Genomic DNA, 18,210 nt, shown 5'->3' with positions numbered 1-18,210 from the left:
AGGTGGCGTAACGATCCACCGTGCAAGTTGATTGACCGTCTTCGGGGGCGCCCAGACACTGCGCCCATACCGCCCATCCAGGGTGGAACCCGGAGACAAGTCCATGCAACTGACCCGCCGCCACTGGCTGGCCGCCACCGCCGGCACCGCCGCCGCCTCCTGCCTGCCCAGCGCCTTCGCGCAAGCCGGCAGCCTGAAGATTTCGCACCAGTTCCCCAGCGGCTCGCTCACCGAAGGCGACTTCCGCGACCGCCTGTGCCGCAAGTTCGCGGCCGAGGTGGAAAAGCGCAGCAGCGGCGCGCTCAAAGCCTCCGTCTACCCCGGCTCGTCGCTGATGAAGACCAACGCCCAGTTCTCCGCCCTGCGCAAAGGCGCGTTGGACATGAGCCTGGTTCCGCTGTCGTACGCGGGTGGCGAGGTGGCTGAAACCAACGCCGGCCTGATGCCCGCGCTCGTGCCCAGCTACGAGCAAGGCGCCGCCTGGAAGAACGCCGAGGTGGGCAAGCTCCTGTCCAAGGTGCTGGACGACAAGGGCGTGATGATCGTCAGCTGGGTGTGGCAGGCCGGTGGCGTGGCCAGCCGGGGCCGCCCGCTGGTCACGCCGGACGACGCCAAGGGCCTGAAAGTGCGCGGCGGCAGCCGCGAGATGGACATGATGCTGAAGAACGCTGGCGCGTCCGTCATCTCGCTGCCCTCCAACGAGATCTACGCCGCCATGCAAACCGGCGCCATGGACGCGGCCATGACGTCCTCCACCAGCTTCATCTCCTTCAAGCTCGAAGAGATCGCCAAGCACCTCACCTCGGGCCGCCAACGCACCTACTGGTTCATGCTGGAGCCGCTGATGATCTCCAAGGAGGTGTTCAGCAAGCTGCCCAAGGCCCAGCAAGACATCGTCATGGCCGTGGGCGCCGAGATGGAAGCCTTCGCCATGGAAGCGGCCAAGGCCGACGACAAGGCTGCCGCCGAGATCTACGCCAAGGCCGGCGCCAAGGTGTACGACATGGACGAGCCCACGCTGAAGAAGTGGCAGGCCATCGCCCGCGACACCGCCTGGAAGGACTTCGGCGAAAAGAACGAGTCCTGCGCCGCCATCCTCAAGGCAGCCCAAAAGCTGCTCTAAACACCATGAGTCACGGCTTTGAAACCGGCCCCGCAGTGGCCGGCATAGACCCCCGCACGCCCAAAATCCTGTTGCCCCTGGCGCGGGTGCTGGATTTCGTCAACCGCGCGATGGTGGTGTTGGGCATGCTGGCCCTGCTGATCGCCTCCTGCGTGCTGACCTACAGCGTCGTCTCGCGCTACGTGATGAAGGCCTCCACCGACTGGCAGGACGAGGCCGCCGTCTTCCTGCTGGTGGGTGCCACCTTCATGTGCGGCGCCTTCGTGCAACAGCTGCGCGGGCACGTGGGCATTGAGGCCATCGCCGGCCTGTTGCCGCGCGCGCTCAACCAACTGCGGCTCACCTTGGTGGATCTGCTCTGCGCGGCGTTCTGCAGCTTTTTCGCCTGGAAGAGCTGGACGCTGTTCCACGAGGCCTGGGTCGAGGGCCAGACCACCTCGTCTTCCTGGGCCCCGCCGCTGTGGATTCCCTACGGCCTGATGGCCGCCGGCATGACGCTGCTCAGCCTGCAACTGTTCGTTCAACTCACCGCCCGCCTCAACGGCCTGTTCAACCCCACCGCCGGAGGTGCCCGATGAGCATGCTCGCCCTCGGCGCCCTGTTCGGCGTCGTCACCCTGTTGTTCATGTTCTCCGGCGCGCCCATTGCGTTTGCGCTGGGCAGCGTGGCCACCCTGTTCATGGCGTTTTTCATGCCGGCGTCGGCGCTGGACACGGTCACGCAGAACGTCTACGAAGAAATGGCCAGCATCACGCTGCTGTCCATTCCGCTGTTCATCCTGAAGGGCGCGGCCATCGGCAAGTCTCGTGCGGGGCAAGACCTGTACGCCGCTATGCACGTGTGGATGGGCCGCATCCCGGGCGGCCTGGGCATTGCCAATGTGTTTGCCTGCGCGCTGTTCGCGGCCATGGCGGGCTCCAGCCCGGCCACCTGCTCGGCCATCGGCAGCGCCGGCATTCCGGAGATGCGCAAGCGCGGCTATTCGCCTGGTTTTGCGGCCGGCATCATCGCGGCCGGCGGCACGCTGGGCATCCTGCTACCACCGTCCATCACCATGATCCTGTACGCCGTGGCGGCCGAGCAGTCGCTGGGGCGGCTGTTCCTGGCAGGCATCTTCCCGGGCGTGCTGCTGGTGGTGCTGTTTGCGGTGTATGCCGCGCTGCGCTACCGCCAGGAGCACGCGCTGGCCGAGGCCGAGTTCAAGCGCAGCGGCGCCGCCTCGGCCCTGCTGGCGCACGAGACCTTCACCACGCGCCAGAAGTTCGAGATGCTGCCGCGCGTCGTGCCCTTCGTGCTGCTGCTGATCGGTGTGATGGTGGCGCTGTACGGTGGCTTTGCCACACCGTCTGAAACCGCCGGCCTGGGCGCGCTGCTGGCCCTGCTGCTCATCGCCACCATCTACGGCGTGTGGCGGCCGAAGGACGTGGCGCCCATCCTCACGTCCACGCTGAAGGAGTCGACCATGCTGATGTTCATCATCGGCATGTCGCTGCTGTTCAGCTACGTGATGAGCTACCTGCACATCAGCCAGGCTGCGGCGGAGTGGATCGTCGGCATGCAGCTCTCCAAGTGGGTGCTGCTGACGGCAGTGCTGGTGATGGTGATCCTGCTCGGCTTCTTCCTGCCGCCGGTCAGCATCATCCTGATGACCGCGCCCATCATCCTGCCGCCGCTCAAGGCCGCGGGGTTCGACCTGATCTGGTTCGGCATCCTGATGACCATCGTGATGGAAACCGGCCTCATCCACCCGCCGGTGGGCCTGAACATCTTCGTCATCAAGAACATCGCGCCCGACATCGAGCTGCGCGACATCATCTGGGGCGTGCTGCCGTTCGTCGTGCTGATGCTGCTGGCCGTGGTGCTGATCTGCATCTTCCCCAGCATCGCCACCGGGCTGCCCGACCTGGTGATGGGCACTCTGGTCAAGCACTGAGGCCGCCGCCATGAACGCCCCCGCCTGGAACCTGCGCGACCGCCAGCGCCGTGAGCGCTTGGCCCGCGCGGCCGACGCCCTCGGGGCGCGCCTGCAAGGCCGCCTCGTGGCCACCGATGCCGCCGTGCCCCTGCTGGAAGCCGTGCTGCAGCCCGGCGACCGCGTCTGCCTGGAAGGCAACAACCAGAAGCAGGCTGACTTTCTGGCCCGCTCGCTCACGCAGGTGGACCCGGCCCGCGTGCACGACCTGCACATGGTGCAGTCCGTGCTGGCGCTGCCCGAGCATCTGGACGTGTTCGAGACCGGCATCGCCAAGCGGCTGGACTTCAGCTTCAGCGGCCCGCAAGGCGCGCGCCTGGCCAAACTGGTGAGCACGGGCGGCATCGAGATCGGCGCCATCCACACCTACCTGGAACTTTTTGCCCGCTACTTTGTCGACCTGACGCCCAAGGTCGCCCTGGTGGCCGCCCACGCGGCCGATCGGCACGGCAATCTCTACACCGGCCCCAACACCGAAGACACGCCCGCCATCGTCGAGGCCACGGCCTTCTCAGGCGGCCTGGTCATCGCGCAGGTGAACGAGGTGGTGGACACCCTGCCCCGCATCGACATCCCCGCCGACTGGGTGGACTTCGTCATTCCCGCGCCCAAGCCCAACCTCATCGAGCCGCTGTTCACCCGCGACCCAGCACAGATCAGCGAGATTCAGGTGCTGATGGCCATGATGGCCATCAAGGGCATATACGCCGAGTACGGCGTGCAACGGCTCAACCACGGCATCGGCTTCGACACGGCCGCCATCGAGCTGCTGCTGCCCACCTACGGCGAGCAGTTGGGCCTCAAGGGCAAGATCTGCAAGCACTGGGCGCTGAACCCGCACCCGGCGCTGATTCCCGCCATCGAGGCCGGCTGGGTGGAGTCGGTGCACAGCTTCGGTTCGGAGCTGGGCATGGAGGACTACATCCGAGCCCGCAGCGACGTGTTCTTCACCGGCGCCGACGGCAGCCTGCGCAGCAACCGCGCCTTCTGCCAGGCCGCAGGCCATTACGCCTGTGACCTGTTCATCGGCTCCACGCTGCAGATGGACCTGCAGGGCAACAGCTCCACCGCCACGCTGGGCCGCATCACCGGCTTCGGCGGCGCGCCCAACATGGGCGCCGACGCCCGCGGCCGCCGCCACGCCAGCCCGGCCTGGTTGAAGGCCGGCGAAGAAGCCCGCCGCGGCCGCGCAGGCGCCGCCGGTACGCCGCGCGGGCAGAAGCTCGTCGTGCAGATGGTGGAAACCTTCCGCGAGCACATGCAGCCCGCCTTCGTCGAAACGCTGGACGCCTGGACGCTGCAACAGCAGGCCGGCATGGCCCTGCCGCCCATCATGATCTACGGCGAAGACGTGACCCACGTGCTCACCGAAGAAGGCATTGCCAACCTGCTGCTGTGCCGCACGGACGAAGAGCGCGAGCAGGCCATCCGCGGTGTGGCCGGCTACACGGCCGTGGGCCTGGCGCGAGACGCCCGCGTGGTGGAAAACCTGCGCGACCGCGGCGTCATCCAACGCCCGGCCGACCTTGGCATCGATCCGCGCGACGCCACCCGCAACCTGCTGGCCGCCCGCAGCATGCGCGACCTCGTGCGCGCCTCCGGCGGCCTTTACGCCCCGCCAAAGCGCTTCCGCAACTGGTGAGCTCCAACATGCAACCCGGACTCGAAACCCTGGACTACACCTTCCCCGGCACGCGCCCGGCCGGTGCCTTCACGCCAGTGCTCGTCGGCGTGGTGGGCTCGGGCAACCTGGAGGTGCTGCTGGAGCCCGCGCCCGGCAGCGACTGCCGCGTGCACATCGAAACCTCGGCACGCGGCTTCGGCGCGATCTGGGCTGCAGTGGTGCGCGACTTCCACACCCGCCACGCGCTGGCCGGCGTGCAGGTGTCCATCCACGACATGGGTGCCACGCCCGCCGTGGTCAGCCTGCGGCTGGACCAAGCTGCGCAGGAGTTGAAGCCATGATTTCCTACGCCGAATGCTCGGCCCGCGAGCGGCTGGCGCTGCTGGTGGACGCAGGCAGCTTCCACGAGTGGCTGCCGCCCGCGCTCAAGCTCACCAGCCCGCACCTGGCCCAGCTGGGCGTGCCCTCGTCGTTTGACGACGGCGTGGCCATCGGCCGCGCCACGCTGGCTGGCCGGCCGGTGTTCGTCGCCGCGCAAGAGGGCCAGTTCATGGGGGGCGGCGTGGGCGAGGTGCATGGCGCCAAGCTCGTGGGCCTGCTGCAGCGTGCGCTGCGGGACAAGCCCGACGCCGTGCTGCTGCTGGCCGAATCCGGCGGCGTGCGGCTGCACGAGGCAAACGCGGGGCTGATCGCTGTGTCCGAGGTGATGCGTGCGCTGCTGGACGTGCGCGCGGCCGGCATCCCGGTCGTCGTGCTGATCGGTGGCAGCGGTGGCTGCTTTGGCGGCATGGGCATCGTGGCGCGCTGCGCGGACCACATCGTCATCAGCGACATCGGCCGGCTGGCGATGTCGGGCCCCGAGGTGATCGAGGCCTCGCACGGCGTGGAGGAATTCGACTCGCGAGACCGCGCCCTGGTGTGGCGCACCACCGGCGGCAAGCACCGCTGGCTGACGGGCGACGCCGACGTGCTGGTGGAAGACGACGTGGCCGCCTTCCGCAAGGCCGCCATCGCTGCGTTGGACGCGTCAAAGCCCGTCACGCTCGCCCTGCTGGAAACCGAGCACGCCAAGCTCAGCGCACGGCTCGCGTTCGACGGCGCCGAAGCCACCGCGTTGTGGGCCGCCCTCGGTGTCGCCCAACCGGCCCGCGTGCCGGACCTCGACGTGGCTGGCGTGCTGGCCCTGGGAGCGCACTGATGGACTGGCAGACCCTCACCACCCAACTCTTCGGCGCCGGTCACGGCATCACCCGCGAGGGCGACTTCCTGCACGGCGAGGTCACGTTCGACGGCGAGCCCCTCACCGTCATTGGCACCACCGACCACGCCCCCATCGGCGTGCAACTCGCCCTGCGCCAAGCCCGCGCCGTGCTGGACACGATGACCCGCCACCCCGGCCGCGCCATCCTGCTGCTGATCGACACCCAAGGCCAGCAGCTGCGCCGCCGGGACGAGTTGCTGGGCATCAACCGCGCCATGGCCCACCTGGGCATGACGCTGGATCTTGCACGCAGGCGCGGCCACCGCGTGCTGGGCCTGGTGTACGACCAGGCCCTCTCCGGCGGCTTCATCACCTCCGGCTTGATTGCTGATGCCTGCGACGCGCTGCCCGAGGCGGAAATCCGCGTCATGCGGCTGCCGGCCATGGCCCGCGTCACCAAGCTGCCCGAGGCGATGCTGGCGGACCTGTCCGAGTCCAACCCGGTGTTCGCGCCTGGCGTGGGCAACTACGTGGCCATGGGCGGCGTGCGCCAGCTCTGGCAGGGGGACCTGGCCGAAGCGCTGCGCGAGGCCCTGGCCAGCGCGCCCACCACCGACTGCCGAGCGCAGGACGGCGCCGCGCGCGGCGGCCGCAAGCTGGCGGCCCGCGTCATCCAGCAGGTGCTGGACGCTGCCTGAGCGAGCCCACCATGACGCCGCTGCACCGCCACCAAGTTGCCTGGCCCTCCCCGGCCGGCTGGCAGCGCGTGCTGGTGCGCGAGTGGGATGCGCCCGCCCGCGCCTGCCTGCAGCACTGGGCCACGCACGGCCTGCCGCTGGTGGTGACGCGTCAGCCCGAGCCGCAAGACACCCTCACGCGCGATGTCGCCCTGGGGCTGTCCGCGCCCAACCGCTGGCAGCGCCGCCGCCTGGCCCTGCAGTTGCCGCTGTCGGATGTGCTCTACCTCGACGAATTCCCCGCGCTAGAGCGCGTGGCGGGGCAACTGCCCATGGCCGACCGCGCAGCGGCGCGCCGACTGGCCCAGACGCTGCAAAACCTGGGCTGCACGGCGCGCGTTTACGGCAGCCACGGCTGGCAGCACCTGACCGGGCTGGACCACCTGCGCCCCGGCTCCGACCTGGACGTCTGGCTGGCCGTCAGCGACGCCGAGCAGGCTGATGAGGCCGCCAGCGCGCTGGCGAGCTTCAGCGCCTCGACCCGGCTGGACGGCGAACTCGTGTTTCCCGGCGACACCGCCGTGGCGTGGCGCGAGTGGCAGGCCTGGCGCGAGGGCCGCACCCGCGCCCTGCTGGTAAAGCGACTGCACGGCCCCGACGCCATCACCCGGCTCAGCGCCCTGCTGCCGCACGCGGCGGTGCCCGCATGAACGCGCATCCCAGCCTCGCCGCCGCCTCGCGGCCGCTCACGCCGCACGACATCGGCCGTGCCGCCACGCTGGCCCTGCACGACGAACTGGCCCTGTCGCCCAAGCCCGGCCTCGTCACCCTCACCGACCGGGGCAGCCATGTGGACATGGACGCCCACACCTTCATGCGCAGCCTGTTTGCGCTGCGCGGCTACTTCGTGCGCATTGCGGAGCTGGGCGCTGCGGGCGCGCCGTTCGAGGCGCTGGAGCAGGCCGGCATCGCGGCTGAATCGCGCATGCTGGCAGCCACCGGCGGCATCAACACGCACCGCGGTGCCATCTTCACGCTGGGCCTGTTGTGCGCTGCAGCCGGGGCGCTGGGGCGGCGCGCCACGCCGGCCGAGGTGCGCCTGGTGTTGCTCGCCCGCTGGGGCGATGCCTTGACGGCCCGTGCCCAGCGCACCTCCACGCTGCCCGGCGGCATGGCCGCGCGGCGCTACAACCTGCGCAGCGCCTCGGCGGAGGCCGCACTGGGTTTTCCGGCGCTGTTCGACACCGCCGCCCCCACGCTGCGTGCCGCACTGGCCCAGGGGCTGGGCGCCACGCCTGCGCGGGTGAACACCCTGTTCGCCGTCATCGCCGCGCTGGACGACAGCAACCTCGCCCACCGGGGCGGGCTGGACGGCCTGCGCTGGGCCCAGGCCACCGCGCAAGACTTTCTGCACTGCGGCGGCGCGGCCGCGCCCAGCGGGCTGGCGCGGGCGGCGGCCATCGGCCACGAGTTTGTGCGCCGCCGCCTGTCCCCAGGCGGGGCGGCCGACACCCTGGCAGCAGCCTGCTGGCTGCAGCGCGTGGGCTGAGCGCGCGACGTGAGATTCCCCATGCCCGCTTGGCTGAGCCCAACACCGCCGCGGCCCTCGCAATTGCAGCGTTGCGCCGGGATCGGCGAACAGCTTCTGGCCAGCTGAATGACGCTGGCCCTGCTGTTCCCCGGGCAAGGCGCGCAGCATGCGGCCATGCTGCCCTGGCTGGAAGCCGACCCGGCCGCTGTGCATGCAACAGGCGCGCTGCAGGCCCTCGCCGCCGCCGTGGGCGCTGACTGGCGCACGCAACTGCACACGCCGGGCTGGATGCACACCAACGCCGTGGCCCAGCCGCTGCTGACCGGCTTGAGCCTGGCCGCCTGGCAGGCTGTGGCGCCCCACCTGCCTGCACCGGCAGTGGTGGCGGGCTACAGCGTGGGCGAGCTGGCGGCGTACGCCGCGGCTGGCGTGATGGAGCCGGCCGCAGCCGTGGCGCTCGCAGCGCAACGGGCTGCGCTGATGTCCGCCTGTGCGCAGGGGCAGGCCGGCGGCCTGCTCTCGGTGCAAGGGCCGGGCGCGTTGGCCCGGGCGCAGGCCGAGGCGGACTTGCACCTGGCAATTCGCATCAGCCCGGAGCGCGTGCTGGTGGGCGGGCTCACGCCGACACTCGAAGTCGCCGCCGCCCGCTGGTCGGCCGAGGGCCTGCGTTGCACGCGGCTGCCCATCGGCGTGGCCTCCCACACGCCGCTCATGGCCGAGGCGGCGCAAGTGTTTGAGCAGACCCTGGCGCAGCAACCGCTGCGAGCGCCCAGGGCTGCGGTCGTCACCAACCGGCACGGCACGGCCAGCCGCCAGTTGTCGGTGTTGGCCCCCGCGCTGGCGGCCCAGATCGCCCACACCGTGCGCTGGGACGACACCATGGACACCCTCGCCGAGCGCGGCGTGCGTTGCGTGCTGGAAGTGGGCCCCGGCAGCACGTTGGCGGCCATGTGGCGCGAGCGTCACCCCGCCATTCCGGTGCGGTCCGTCGACGAATTCCGCAGCGCGCAGGCCGCGGGCGACTGGGTCACCCAGCAACTGCAGGCGGGCTCGTAGGCAGCAGCACCTCGAAGCAGGCGCCCTGCCCCGCGGTGCTGTGCAGGCGGATTTCGCCGCCATGCGCGTGCACGAAATGCCGGCTGATGAAGAGACCCAGCCCCAAGCCCGGGCCGCTGGCCGCGCCGCGCTCGAAGGCTTCGAAGATGCGTTGTTGGTCTGCCGCGGGCACGCCCTCGCCCTGGTCCTGCACGGCCAACCGCGCCCGGCCATCTGCCGCCCAGCTGACCTGCACCGCCACCGGGCGCCCCTGCCCATGGCGCAGGGCATTGGCCAGCAGGTTGGCCAGCACCTGCGCGATGCGGGCGTCGTCCCAGCATCCGGCCACACCGTCTGTGGCCTGCACGTCCAGCGGCACCGTGCCGAACAGGCCGGCCAGGTCGTCCGCCACGTGGCGTGCCAGTTCGCCCAGGTCAGTCGGCCGCGGGGCGATGGACAAGCGCCCGTGCTGGATGCGGGAGGTGTCCAGCATGTCGTCGATCAGCCGCGTCATGCTGCGCAGTTGGCGGGCGTCGCGGGCGGCCATGGCCTGCAGGCGCTCGGGCGTGAAGTGCGCCAAATCGCCGCGCGCCAAGCGGTCGCGCCGCGCGCTGTGGTCCAGCGTCATCACGCCCAGCGGAGTGCGCAACTCATGCGACACCAGGGACATGAATTCATCGCGCATGCGCAGCGCCCGCTGCAGTGCGTCTTGCGTGGCCTGCAACTCGGCCAGCAGCAGCTCTTGCCGGGCGTGGGCCGCCTCCACCGCCACCAGTTGCCGGCGCAGCAGCCGGCTGTTGCGGTGCAGTTCGGTGAACACCCGCACCTTGCTGCGCACAGCCTGCGGGTCCAGCGGCTTGTAGAGCACGTCCACCGCGCCATTGTCGTAGCCGCGAAAGCTGCACGCGGCGCCACGGTCGCTGGCGGTCACGAACACGATGGGCAGGTGCGCCGTGCGCGAGCTGCCGCGAATCAACTCCGCCAGCTCGAAGCCGCTCATCTCGGGCATCTGCACATCCAGCAGCGCCAGAGCGAACTCGTGCTGCAGCAGCAGGTCCAGCGCCGCCTCGCCCGACGCGGCGGTGTGTACGCACACGCCCTCTTCCTGCACCAGCGCCGACAGCGCCAGGCGGTTCTCGGCCAGGTCATCCACGATCAGCAGTTGAACGTCGTCGGCGCCGGGCATCACCGGCATGGCAGAAGCAGTCACGGGGTTCATCGCTTGCGGAACAGGCGCTCGCGCGCTGCCACGGCTTCATAGGCCTGGCCGTGCGCGCTGAAATCCAGGCTTTCCTTGCTGCCCAACCCCAGAAAACCGCGGTGGCACAGGGACTCGGTGAACAGGCCCAGCGCCCGGTCCTGCAGCGTGCGGTTGAAGTAGATGAGCACGTTGCGGCAGCAAATGAGGTGCATTTCAGAGAACACGTGGTCGGTGGCCAGGCTGTGGTCGGCAAAGGTCAGGTGGCGGCCCAGCGCCCGGTCGAACTGCGCCACGTCGCTGGACGGCGTGCTGGCGGTGCAGTAGCTCACAAAGCGCCCCGTGCCCCCTGCCGCCTCGTAGTTGCGCTGGCAATGCGCCAGGTCGGCCCGCGCCACCACGCCTTGCCTTGCACGCTCCAGCGCCGCGGGGTTGATGTCGGTGGCGTAGATCAGGCTGCGCTCCAGCAGTCCCTCTTCCTGCAGCAAGATGGCCAACGAGTACACCTCCTCGCCCGTGGCACAGCCCGCCACCCAGATCTTGAGCGAGGGGTAGGTGTGCAGCACCGGCACGACCTGCCGGCGCAGCGCGAGAAAGAACTCCGGCTCGCGGAACATCTCGGTGAACGGAATGGTCAGCAGGTCCAGCAGGCGCGCAAACGCGCTTTCATCGCGCAGCACCCGCCCTTGCAGCGCCGACACGCTGTCGCACTGCATCTGCTCCAGTGCGTACAGCACACGGCGCTTTTGCGAAGCGGCGGAATAGTCGCGGAAGTCGTGGCTGTAGCGGGCGTACACCGCGTCCATCAGCAGCCGGATTTCCAGATCCTGCACCGACGGGGCCTCAGGACTCAGGCGCGCCGGCATCAGTCGCGCCCAAGGTCAGCGCGGCCCAGTTCGGGCAGCCACACCCGCAGCAGTGACACCAGCCGGTCCACGTCGATGGGCTTGGCCAGGTAGTCGTTGGCGCCCGCGCGGCGGCATTGCTCCTGATCGTCGCGCATCGCCTTGGCCGTGACGGCGATGACCGGCAGCTTGCGCCAACGCGCTTGCTCGCGGATGCGGCGGGTGGCTTCCAGCCCGTCCATCACCGGCATCATCACGTCCATCAGCACGAGGTCAATGTCGTCCTGCGCGGCCAGCCGCTCCAGCGCTTCGGCGCCGTTGCGGGCCGGCTCCACGGTCAGACCGCGCTGCTCCAGCACGCTGGTCAGCGCAAAGATGTTGCGGGCGTCGTCGTCCACCAGCAGCACCTTGCGGCCCTCGAACACCCGCTCACGGTTGCGCGCGGTGCGCAGCAGGTCTTGCCGCTCGCCCGACAGGCGGGACTCCTGCGTGTGCAGGAACAGCGTCACCTCGTCCAGCAGCCGCTCGGGCGAGCGGGCACCCTTGATGATGATGGAGCGCGAGTAGCGGTTCAGCTCGGCCTCCTCCTCCCGGCTGAGCTGCCGGCCGGTGTACACGATGACCGGCGGCGGCGTTTTCTCGAGGCCCCGCGCGGCCATGCGGGCCAGCAGTTCGCTGCCGTCCATGTCGGGCAGCTTCAGGTCGATGACCATGCAGTCGAACGGCTGCTCATCGAGCAGCGTCAGGGCCTGCTGCCCCTGAGCCACGGCCACCACCTCCACCGCGTCGTCCGCAATCAGGTGGGCGATGCTTTCGCGCTGGCGGGCGTCGTCTTCTACCAGCAGCAGGCGCCGTGGGCGGTCGCCACCGTGGCGCTCCAGCGTCTGGAAGATGCGCAGCAGCTCGTCCCGCGTGGTTGGCTTGATGGCCGTGCCCACTGCGCCCATGGGCAGCGCCACATGCCGGAAGTCCTCGCCCGCAATGATGTGCACCGGAATGTGCCGCGTGCGCGGGTCTTCCTTCAGCCGCTGCAGCACCTCCAGCCCCGAGCCGTCGGGCAGGCGCACATCCAGCATGATGGCGTGGGGCAGGTGCTGACTGGCCAGCGCCAGCGCTTCGCCCGCCTCGCCAGCCACCAGACAGCGGTAGTTCAACTCGTGTGCGGTGTCGTACAGGATGCCGGCAAAGGCCGGGTCGTCTTCCACCACCAGCGCCAGACGGCGCGGCGCAGCGCCGGGTTGGAGCTCGGCGCGGTCGTCCGGCACGCTGGGGCGAGGCGGCCGCGTAGGTGGGGCCACGGGGGCGGGCAGTGCCAAGAAGGCCGCCGGCGCCGGCACCGCCAGGCCCAGCACCACCTCCCGCCGGGGCGCTGCCGGCAGCGGGGGTGCCCACGGCAGCAGCAGCGTGAACTGGCTGCCCTGCCCTTCCACGCTGCTGAGGGTCAGCTCGCCGCCCAGCAAGCTGGCCAGCTGCCGGGAGATGGACAAGCCCAGCCCCGTGCCGCCGAAGCGGCGGTTCAAGGCGCCGTCGCCCTGGTGGAAGGCCTCGAACACCCGCTGCTGTAGCGCCGGCGCGATGCCGATGCCGGTGTCACTGGCCAGGAAGGCCACGCCCTCCCGGCGCGGCTCGATGCGCAGCCCCACCGTGCCGCGTTCGGTGAACTTCAGCGCGTTGGACAGCAGGTTGCGCAGGATCTGCTCGACCCGCTGGCCATCGGTCATCAGGCTGTCCGGCAGGCCGGGTGCGAGGTCGATGGCCAGGTTCAAGTGCTTTTGCTGGGCCTGCGGGCCGAACAGCTGCCGCAGGTTCTCCGCCAGGGTGGCGAGGTGCAGCGGCGCGGGCGTGATGTCCAGCTTGCCGGCCTCGACCTTGGAGAGGTCCAGGATGTCATTGATCAGCAGCAGCAGGTCCTGCCCCGCCGCGTAGATGGTGCTGGCAAAGCGCCGCTGCTCGTCGGTCAGGTTGCCCGGCTTGTTCTCGGCCAGCAGGCCCGAGAGGATGAGCGCGCTGTTCAGCGGTGTGCGCAACTCGTGCGACATGTTGGCCAGGAACTCCGACTTGTACTTGCTGGCGCGCTGCAGTTGCTGGGCGCGGTCTTCCAGCTCGGCCTGGGCTTGGGCCAGGGCAGCATTGCGGGCGGCCAGGGTGTGGGCCTGCTCGGCCAGGCGCAGGTTGGTTTGCTCCAGTTCGGCACGCTGGGTCTCCAGGTGCAGCTGCGACTCGCTGAGCACGCGCGACTGCTCGCCCAGCTCTTCATTCGCGCTGCGCAGTTCCTCTTGCTGCACCTGCAGTTCTTCGTTGAGCTGCCGGGTTTCTTCCACCGAGTCTTGCAGGCGTTGCCGGGCCAGGGCGGCCTCCACCAGCGCCCCCAGCAGTGTTTGCAAGGGCTCCACCAGGGCCAGGGCGCGTGGGCTGGGTTCGTCCACGAACCCCAACTCCAGCACCGCGTTGACGCGGCCTTCGTACAGCGCAGGCACCAGCAGCACTTCGCGCGGTGGCATGTCACCCAGGCTGGTGTGCACCTTCAAGAAGTCGTCGGCCAGGGCAGGCACGCGCATCAGGCGGCCGCTGCGCCACACCTGCCCGAGCAAGCCGGCCTCGGCGTCTCGCTCGCCCGCCTCGGCGGCGTTCAGCCCTTGGGCCGCCACGCATTGCAGGGTGCCGTTGTCGCCCCGCACGAACGCGGCCGACACCAAGGCCTGCACGCGCTCGGCCAGGAAGCCGAGCGTGCGCTCGCCCAGCCCGGCCACACGGCGCTCGCCCATCAGCAGCGCACTCAAGTCGGCCTGGGCGCCGCGCAGCCAGGCGCGCTCTTCGCTGTCGCGCGCGGTGGCTGCCAAATCGTCCAGCGCGCCGCTGTAGTTCAGCGACAGCGCCTGGATGTCGCGCCGCCCGGCCCATGCAATCAAGCCGCTGGCCAGCAACAGCACCGCGATGTAGCCGCCCACCGACACCCAGGTACCCACCTGGGCATCTTCGTTGCGGTCGCGCAGCAAGCGGGCCTCGGCTTCGCCGAACGCGCGCAGCTCGCGCCGCATTTCATCCATCAGCTGCTTGCCCGCCTGCGTGCGGATGGCCGCCTCCACCGGCTCGCCCCGCCGGCGCAGGTCGATCAGGTTCTCAGCGAACAGTGTCCAGCGCTGTGACAGAGAGGCCACGCGGCGCAAACGGTCCACTTGCGCGGGGTTGTCGCCCACCAGAAGTTCGGCGTCGCGCAGCTCACCGGCCAGCTTGGCCTGGGACACGCCGTAGGGCGCCAAGAAGGCGTCCTGCCCGCTGAGCAAAAAGCCGCGCAGCCCGCTTTCGCTGTCCACGCTCAAGGTGGCGAGTTCATGGGCTTTGGCCACGACGCGGTGGGTGTGGTCCACCCAGCCCAGCAGCCCCATCAGGTGCCACAGCAGGCCAACGAACACCACGATGCTGCCCAGCCCCATGGCCAGGGGCACGATCAGGTTGCGGGTGAGGATGCGGCGGAAGGCTTCACCCTCCTCAGGCCGGCGTTCGGTCATCAGCGGTCTTTCAGGGAACGGGTGCCTGCACGCGCACACCGCGGCAGGCCGGATCGGTAACTTTTGCCGTCAACTCAGCCGCGGGGCGGGAAGAACGACCGCAGGCGCTCCAGCGACAGCGGCTTGCTGAGCACGTGGTCGATGCCGCATGCCATGGCTTTGTCGTGCGCCTGCTGGCCCACGCGGCCAGTGACGGCAATGAGCACGAGGTCCGGGCCGTAACGGTCGCGCAGTTGTCGCGACAGCTCGCAGCCGTCCAGATCGGGCAGGCCCAAATCCACCAGCGCGCAAATCGGCTGGTACTCCTCCACCGTGGCGATGGCCTCTTGGGCGGTGGTGGCAAAGCGAACGCTGTAGCCGTCGAACTGCAGCACCTCCGACAAGGTTTCGCAGGCGTCGCGGTCGTCGTCCACAAGGACGATGCGGATGTCTTCTCGCGGGCTGGCCGTCATATGAGTCTCCCTGGTGGCAGCGCCAGGCGTCCGGCGCTCGACCGCAGGAATAGCAAGGCCGGTGCCAACCCCGGCCCCTCGGCCGCGCACCCGCCGCTCAGGCCAAAGCAGGCCCGCGGCGCTCAATCGCCGCCGTGTGGGCGACGCGGTAGCGCCTCGCCGCTGGCCCGGCGCCACCACGCTGAGAACGAGGCACACACCGGCGCCACTTCGGGGAAGTGCCGGGGCGCGGGGTGCAGGGCGATCCCCGGCGGTAGCCAGCGGGTGATGTGAGGCTCAGCCACCGCCTGCACGCGCTCGGGCCGCTGGCCTGCGGTGGTCACCGCGTCCACCCAGGCGGCCAAGGCGGCGGCGTCGCACACCCACACCGTGCCGCCCAATTCGGTCATGCGCTCCGTCACCCAGTGCCAACGCGGCTCGCTCCAGGGGCGCGCCTGGTGGGCCTCGCGCAGCACCACCGCCAGCGTCTGCGTATCAGCTGGGGCTGGGCCCAACGCCCAGGGGTGGGCCAGCCAGATGGGGCGCGCATCTCGGCCAAAGGCTGCCGGATCCGGCAGCCCGGCTTGCACCGGGCCGCCGATCGCGGGACTGGGTGTGCACACCGGCTCCGGCACCGCCGATGCGGCCGCGCGGTCATCACCGGCCGGCAAGGCGCGGGGCGTGCGCGCGAGGGTGTCCCACGCGTCGTAGCTGAGGTCCACCGCACTGCCCTCGCTGTGCCAGGGTGGCGGCGCGAAGCGGGCCACGTTGGCGGCGTCGAACACGTACGGCTTGTGGCTGCCCGTGGCGGCCACCCATTGCCAGCTGAGGTGGTTGCTGGCGAGGTCGCCATCGAGCAAGTGGCTGTACAGCCAGTCCGCGCCGGCGCGCCAATGCACCTTGCGACCGTGCACCACATAACTGGCCAGCCACATGCGCGCGTGGTTGTGCAGCAGCCCGGTGCGGTAGAGCGTGCGAACCGCCTCATCCACCACGGGCACACCGGTGGCCGCGGTGCAAATGTCGGCGGGCACGTCTCGGCAGTACGCCTGCTCCGGCAACGGGCCGTCGTGCAAGCTGTCAAAAATCGCATCGCCCCGGTGCGCCCACACGTGGCGGAAGAACTCCCGCCAGCCGAACTCGTAGGCCAGCTTGTGCTGCGGCGGCAAGCCCAGCGCCGCCATGCATTGGGGCACGGTCAGCAGCCCGTGGGTCAGGTAGGGGGACAAGCCCGTCACCGCCCCGGTCAGGTGGTTGCGCGTTCGGGCGTAAGCCTCGGGGTTCACGGCCCGCAAGGCCGCCTCGGCGGCTTCCAGGGTGGGCAGCGGCGCCAGTGAAGTCATGGCACCCTCAGCGCGTCGGCCTGCGCACGGATGCGCGCGCGCTCAGCCTCGTCCACCCGGGCCAGCCCTCGCACCTGCAAGGCCAGCCGCGGGTGGTTGGCAAAGCGCGCTTCGTGGCGCAGCAGGAAGTCCCAGTACAGCGTGGTGAAGGGGCAGGCGCGCGCGCCCACGCGTTCGTCCGGCCGGTACCGGCAGCTGCCGCACAGGGGGCTTTGCCGCGAGATGTACTTGCCCGTGGCGATGTAGGGTTTGCTGGCCATCAAGCCGCCATCGGCGTACTGGCTCATGCCCAGCGTGTTGGGCAGCTCCACCCACTCCACGGCATCCACGTAGACGCTCAAGTACCAGGCGTGCACCTGGCGGGGCTCCACGCCGTACAGCAGCGCGAACAGGCCCGTCACCATCAAGCGCTGGATGTGATGCGCGTAGCCATGCTCCAGCGTTTGCTTCAACGCGTCGCGCAGGCAGGCCATGTCGGTGTCGCCCGTCCAGTACCAGGCGGGCAGGTCATGCTGCGCCTGCAAGGCATTGCCCTCGGCGTAGCCAGGCATGCGCGTCCAGTAAATGCCGCGCACGTACTCCCGCCACCCCAGAATCTGTCGAATAAAGCCCTCGCCACTGGCGATCGGCACCCGGCCCGACCGCACGGCGGCCTCGGCGGCAGCCACCACCTCGTGCGGGGTCAGCAGCTTCAGGTTCAGCGCGGCCGACAGCTGGGCGTGGTACAGCCAAGGCTCGCCGGGCCAGATGGCGTCTTGGTAGGGGCCGAACAGCGGCAGGCGCTCGTGGATGAAGGCCTGCAGGGCCTGGAGCGCCTGCGCCCGGGTCAGCGGCCATGCAAACCGATCGAGCCGGCCGGGATGGTCGGCAAAGCGGCGCCGCACCAGGTCCAGCACCTCGCGAGTGACCACATCGGGCTCGAAGTGCGGGGGCTGGGGCAGGTCAAAGCCCGGCCCTTCCGGCCCGAAGGCCTCGCGGTTTTCGGCGTCGAAGTTCCAGGCGCCACCCTGCGGCTGGTCGCCGTCCATCAGCACGCGGAACCGCTGGCGCTGCTCGCGATAGAAATACTCCGTGCGCAGGCCTTTGCGCCCTTGCGCATGGCGCGCAAAGTCTTGCGGCGTGGTGAAAAAATGGCGGTCCTCGCGGAGCTCCATCGACACGCCGGCGGCTTGCGCGGCGTCTTGCAGGGCCTGCAGCACGCGCCAGTCGCCGGGTCGCGTCAGCAGCAGGCGCTGGGGCTTCAGCGTTGCGAGATCGGCCCGCAGCTGCGCGGCCAGCGTCGGCTGGGTGTCGTTGGCGTCCAGCCGCCGGTAGTGCAAGGGCCGCCCGGCCGCCTCCAGCGCACGTGCGAAGTGCCGCATGGCCGCCAGAAAGACGGCAATGCGCGGCTGGCTGCTCCAGACGTGCGTCGATTCCTCCGCCACCTCGGCCATCCACACGGCGTCGTGCTCCGCAGAGAAGCCGTCAAAGGCCGCAGCCTGCAGATCGAGTTGATCGCCCAGCACCAGCACCAGGTTCCGAAGCGTGTGGCTCATGCGGCACTCCGGGACGCCGTTCGGTCGCGGCGGCAGCGTTCGCTGCAGTACTTCACCTCGTCCCAGTTCTTGGCCCAGGCCTTGCGCCAGGCCATCGGCCGGCCACAAGCCTGGCAGGGCTTGCTGGGCAGGTAAGACTTGTTGCCTTTGGCCCCGGTGGAATCACGGCGCATGAACGAGTTGCAG

General features: G+C 69.9%; 17 protein-coding genes. 10 read left to right on the top strand and 7 right to left on the bottom strand.

The features are described from left to right. The first annotated feature begins 103 nt into the window (after positions 1–103). The 10 genes from dctP to ACG01O_RS09845 all read left to right on the top strand — a co-directional run bounded on the left by dctP (position 104) and on the right by ACG01O_RS09845 (position 9,184). Entirely contained in the window at positions 104–1,123 is a 1,020-nt protein-coding gene (gene dctP / locus ACG01O_RS09890) for a TRAP transporter substrate-binding protein DctP (protein ID WP_394383980.1), read from the top strand. A gap of 5 nt (positions 1,124–1,128) precedes the next feature. Continuing rightward, positions 1,129–1,701 (top strand): TRAP transporter small permease, encoded by a 573-nt coding sequence (locus ACG01O_RS09885; protein ID WP_394383978.1) that lies wholly within the window; start codon positions 1,129–1,131, stop codon positions 1,699–1,701. Beyond that, positions 1,698–3,056 (top strand): TRAP transporter large permease, encoded by a 1,359-nt coding sequence (locus tag ACG01O_RS09880; RefSeq protein WP_394383976.1) that lies wholly within the window; start codon positions 1,698–1,700, stop codon positions 3,054–3,056. Before ACG01O_RS09885 ends, ACG01O_RS09880 begins: the two co-directional genes overlap by 4 nt. A gap of 10 nt (positions 3,057–3,066) precedes the next feature. Continuing rightward, a complete protein-coding gene (mdcA, locus tag ACG01O_RS09875; protein WP_394383975.1) occupies positions 3,067–4,737 on the top strand; it encodes a malonate decarboxylase subunit alpha in 1,671 nt (556 codons plus the stop codon). An 8-nt stretch (positions 4,738–4,745) separates the two neighbouring features. Then, on the top strand, positions 4,746–5,060 hold the full coding sequence (gene mdcC, locus ACG01O_RS09870) for a malonate decarboxylase acyl carrier protein (protein ID WP_394383973.1): 315 nt from the start codon (positions 4,746–4,748) through the stop codon (positions 5,058–5,060). Then, positions 5,057–5,917, top strand: coding sequence for a biotin-independent malonate decarboxylase subunit beta (locus ACG01O_RS09865; protein ID WP_394383971.1), 861 nt, complete (start codon positions 5,057–5,059; stop codon positions 5,915–5,917). The genes mdcC and ACG01O_RS09865 overlap by 4 nt, the downstream gene beginning before the upstream one ends. After that, positions 5,917–6,618, top strand: a complete 702-nt coding sequence (locus tag ACG01O_RS09860; RefSeq protein WP_394383969.1) for a biotin-independent malonate decarboxylase subunit gamma — start codon at positions 5,917–5,919, stop codon at positions 6,616–6,618. Before ACG01O_RS09865 ends, ACG01O_RS09860 begins: the two co-directional genes overlap by 1 nt. Before the next feature lie 11 nt (positions 6,619–6,629). Then, positions 6,630–7,307: a malonate decarboxylase holo-[acyl-carrier-protein] synthase gene (mdcG, locus tag ACG01O_RS09855; protein WP_394383968.1), complete on the top strand. Its 678-nt coding sequence runs from the start codon at positions 6,630–6,632 to the stop codon at positions 7,305–7,307. Next, positions 7,304–8,146, top strand: coding sequence for a triphosphoribosyl-dephospho-CoA synthase MdcB (mdcB, locus tag ACG01O_RS09850; RefSeq protein ID WP_394383967.1), 843 nt, complete (start codon positions 7,304–7,306; stop codon positions 8,144–8,146). Before mdcG ends, mdcB begins: the two co-directional genes overlap by 4 nt. 108 nt (positions 8,147–8,254) lie before the next feature. Beyond that, a complete protein-coding gene (locus ACG01O_RS09845; protein ID WP_394383965.1) occupies positions 8,255–9,184 on the top strand; it encodes an ACP S-malonyltransferase in 930 nt (309 codons plus the stop codon). Here ACG01O_RS09845 and ACG01O_RS09840 read toward each other — a convergent pair. The 7 genes from ACG01O_RS09840 to ACG01O_RS09810 all read right to left on the bottom strand — a co-directional run bounded on the left by ACG01O_RS09840 (position 9,156) and on the right by ACG01O_RS09810 (position 18,197). Then, a complete protein-coding gene (locus ACG01O_RS09840) occupies positions 9,156–10,373 on the bottom strand; it encodes a hybrid sensor histidine kinase/response regulator (RefSeq protein ID WP_394383963.1) in 1,218 nt (405 codons plus the stop codon). The two genes, ACG01O_RS09845 and ACG01O_RS09840, sit on opposite strands and share 29 nt — an antisense overlap. Positions 10,374–10,378: 5 nt before the next feature. Continuing rightward, positions 10,379–11,227 (bottom strand): CheR family methyltransferase, encoded by an 849-nt coding sequence (locus ACG01O_RS09835; protein WP_394383961.1) that lies wholly within the window; start codon positions 11,225–11,227, stop codon positions 10,379–10,381. Next, positions 11,227–14,715 (bottom strand): response regulator, encoded by a 3,489-nt coding sequence (locus tag ACG01O_RS09830; protein WP_394383959.1) that lies wholly within the window; start codon positions 14,713–14,715, stop codon positions 11,227–11,229. Before ACG01O_RS09830 ends, ACG01O_RS09835 begins: the two co-directional genes overlap by 1 nt. A 74-nt stretch (positions 14,716–14,789) precedes the next feature. Further along, entirely contained in the window at positions 14,790–15,167 is a 378-nt protein-coding gene (locus ACG01O_RS09825) for a response regulator (RefSeq protein ID WP_394383957.1), read from the bottom strand. Positions 15,168–15,289: 122 nt separating this feature from the next. Further along, the gene (locus ACG01O_RS09820; protein WP_394383955.1) at positions 15,290–16,489 is read right to left on the bottom strand and encodes an FAD-binding domain-containing protein; all 1,200 of its coding nucleotides are present in this window, start codon (positions 16,487–16,489) and stop codon (positions 15,290–15,292) included. Further along, positions 16,486–18,024 carry a cryptochrome/photolyase family protein gene (locus ACG01O_RS09815; RefSeq protein ID WP_394383954.1) on the bottom strand — a complete coding sequence of 513 codons (1,539 nt, stop codon included), beginning with the start codon at positions 18,022–18,024 and terminating at the stop codon, positions 16,486–16,488. Before ACG01O_RS09815 ends, ACG01O_RS09820 begins: the two co-directional genes overlap by 4 nt. Beyond that, positions 18,021–18,197, bottom strand: a complete 177-nt coding sequence (locus ACG01O_RS09810) for a DUF2256 domain-containing protein (protein ID WP_394383952.1) — start codon at positions 18,195–18,197, stop codon at positions 18,021–18,023. Before ACG01O_RS09810 ends, ACG01O_RS09815 begins: the two co-directional genes overlap by 4 nt. Between the last annotated feature and the right edge of the window lie 13 nt (positions 18,198–18,210).

The sequence above is a fragment of the Pelomonas baiyunensis genome (assembly GCF_043555935.1).
In the GTDB taxonomy this organism is placed as follows: domain Bacteria; phylum Pseudomonadota; class Gammaproteobacteria; order Burkholderiales; family Burkholderiaceae_C; genus Pelomonas; species Pelomonas baiyunensis.
The sequence above is the reverse complement of the archived record's forward strand: the minus strand, read 5'-3'. Positions and strand labels throughout refer to the sequence as shown.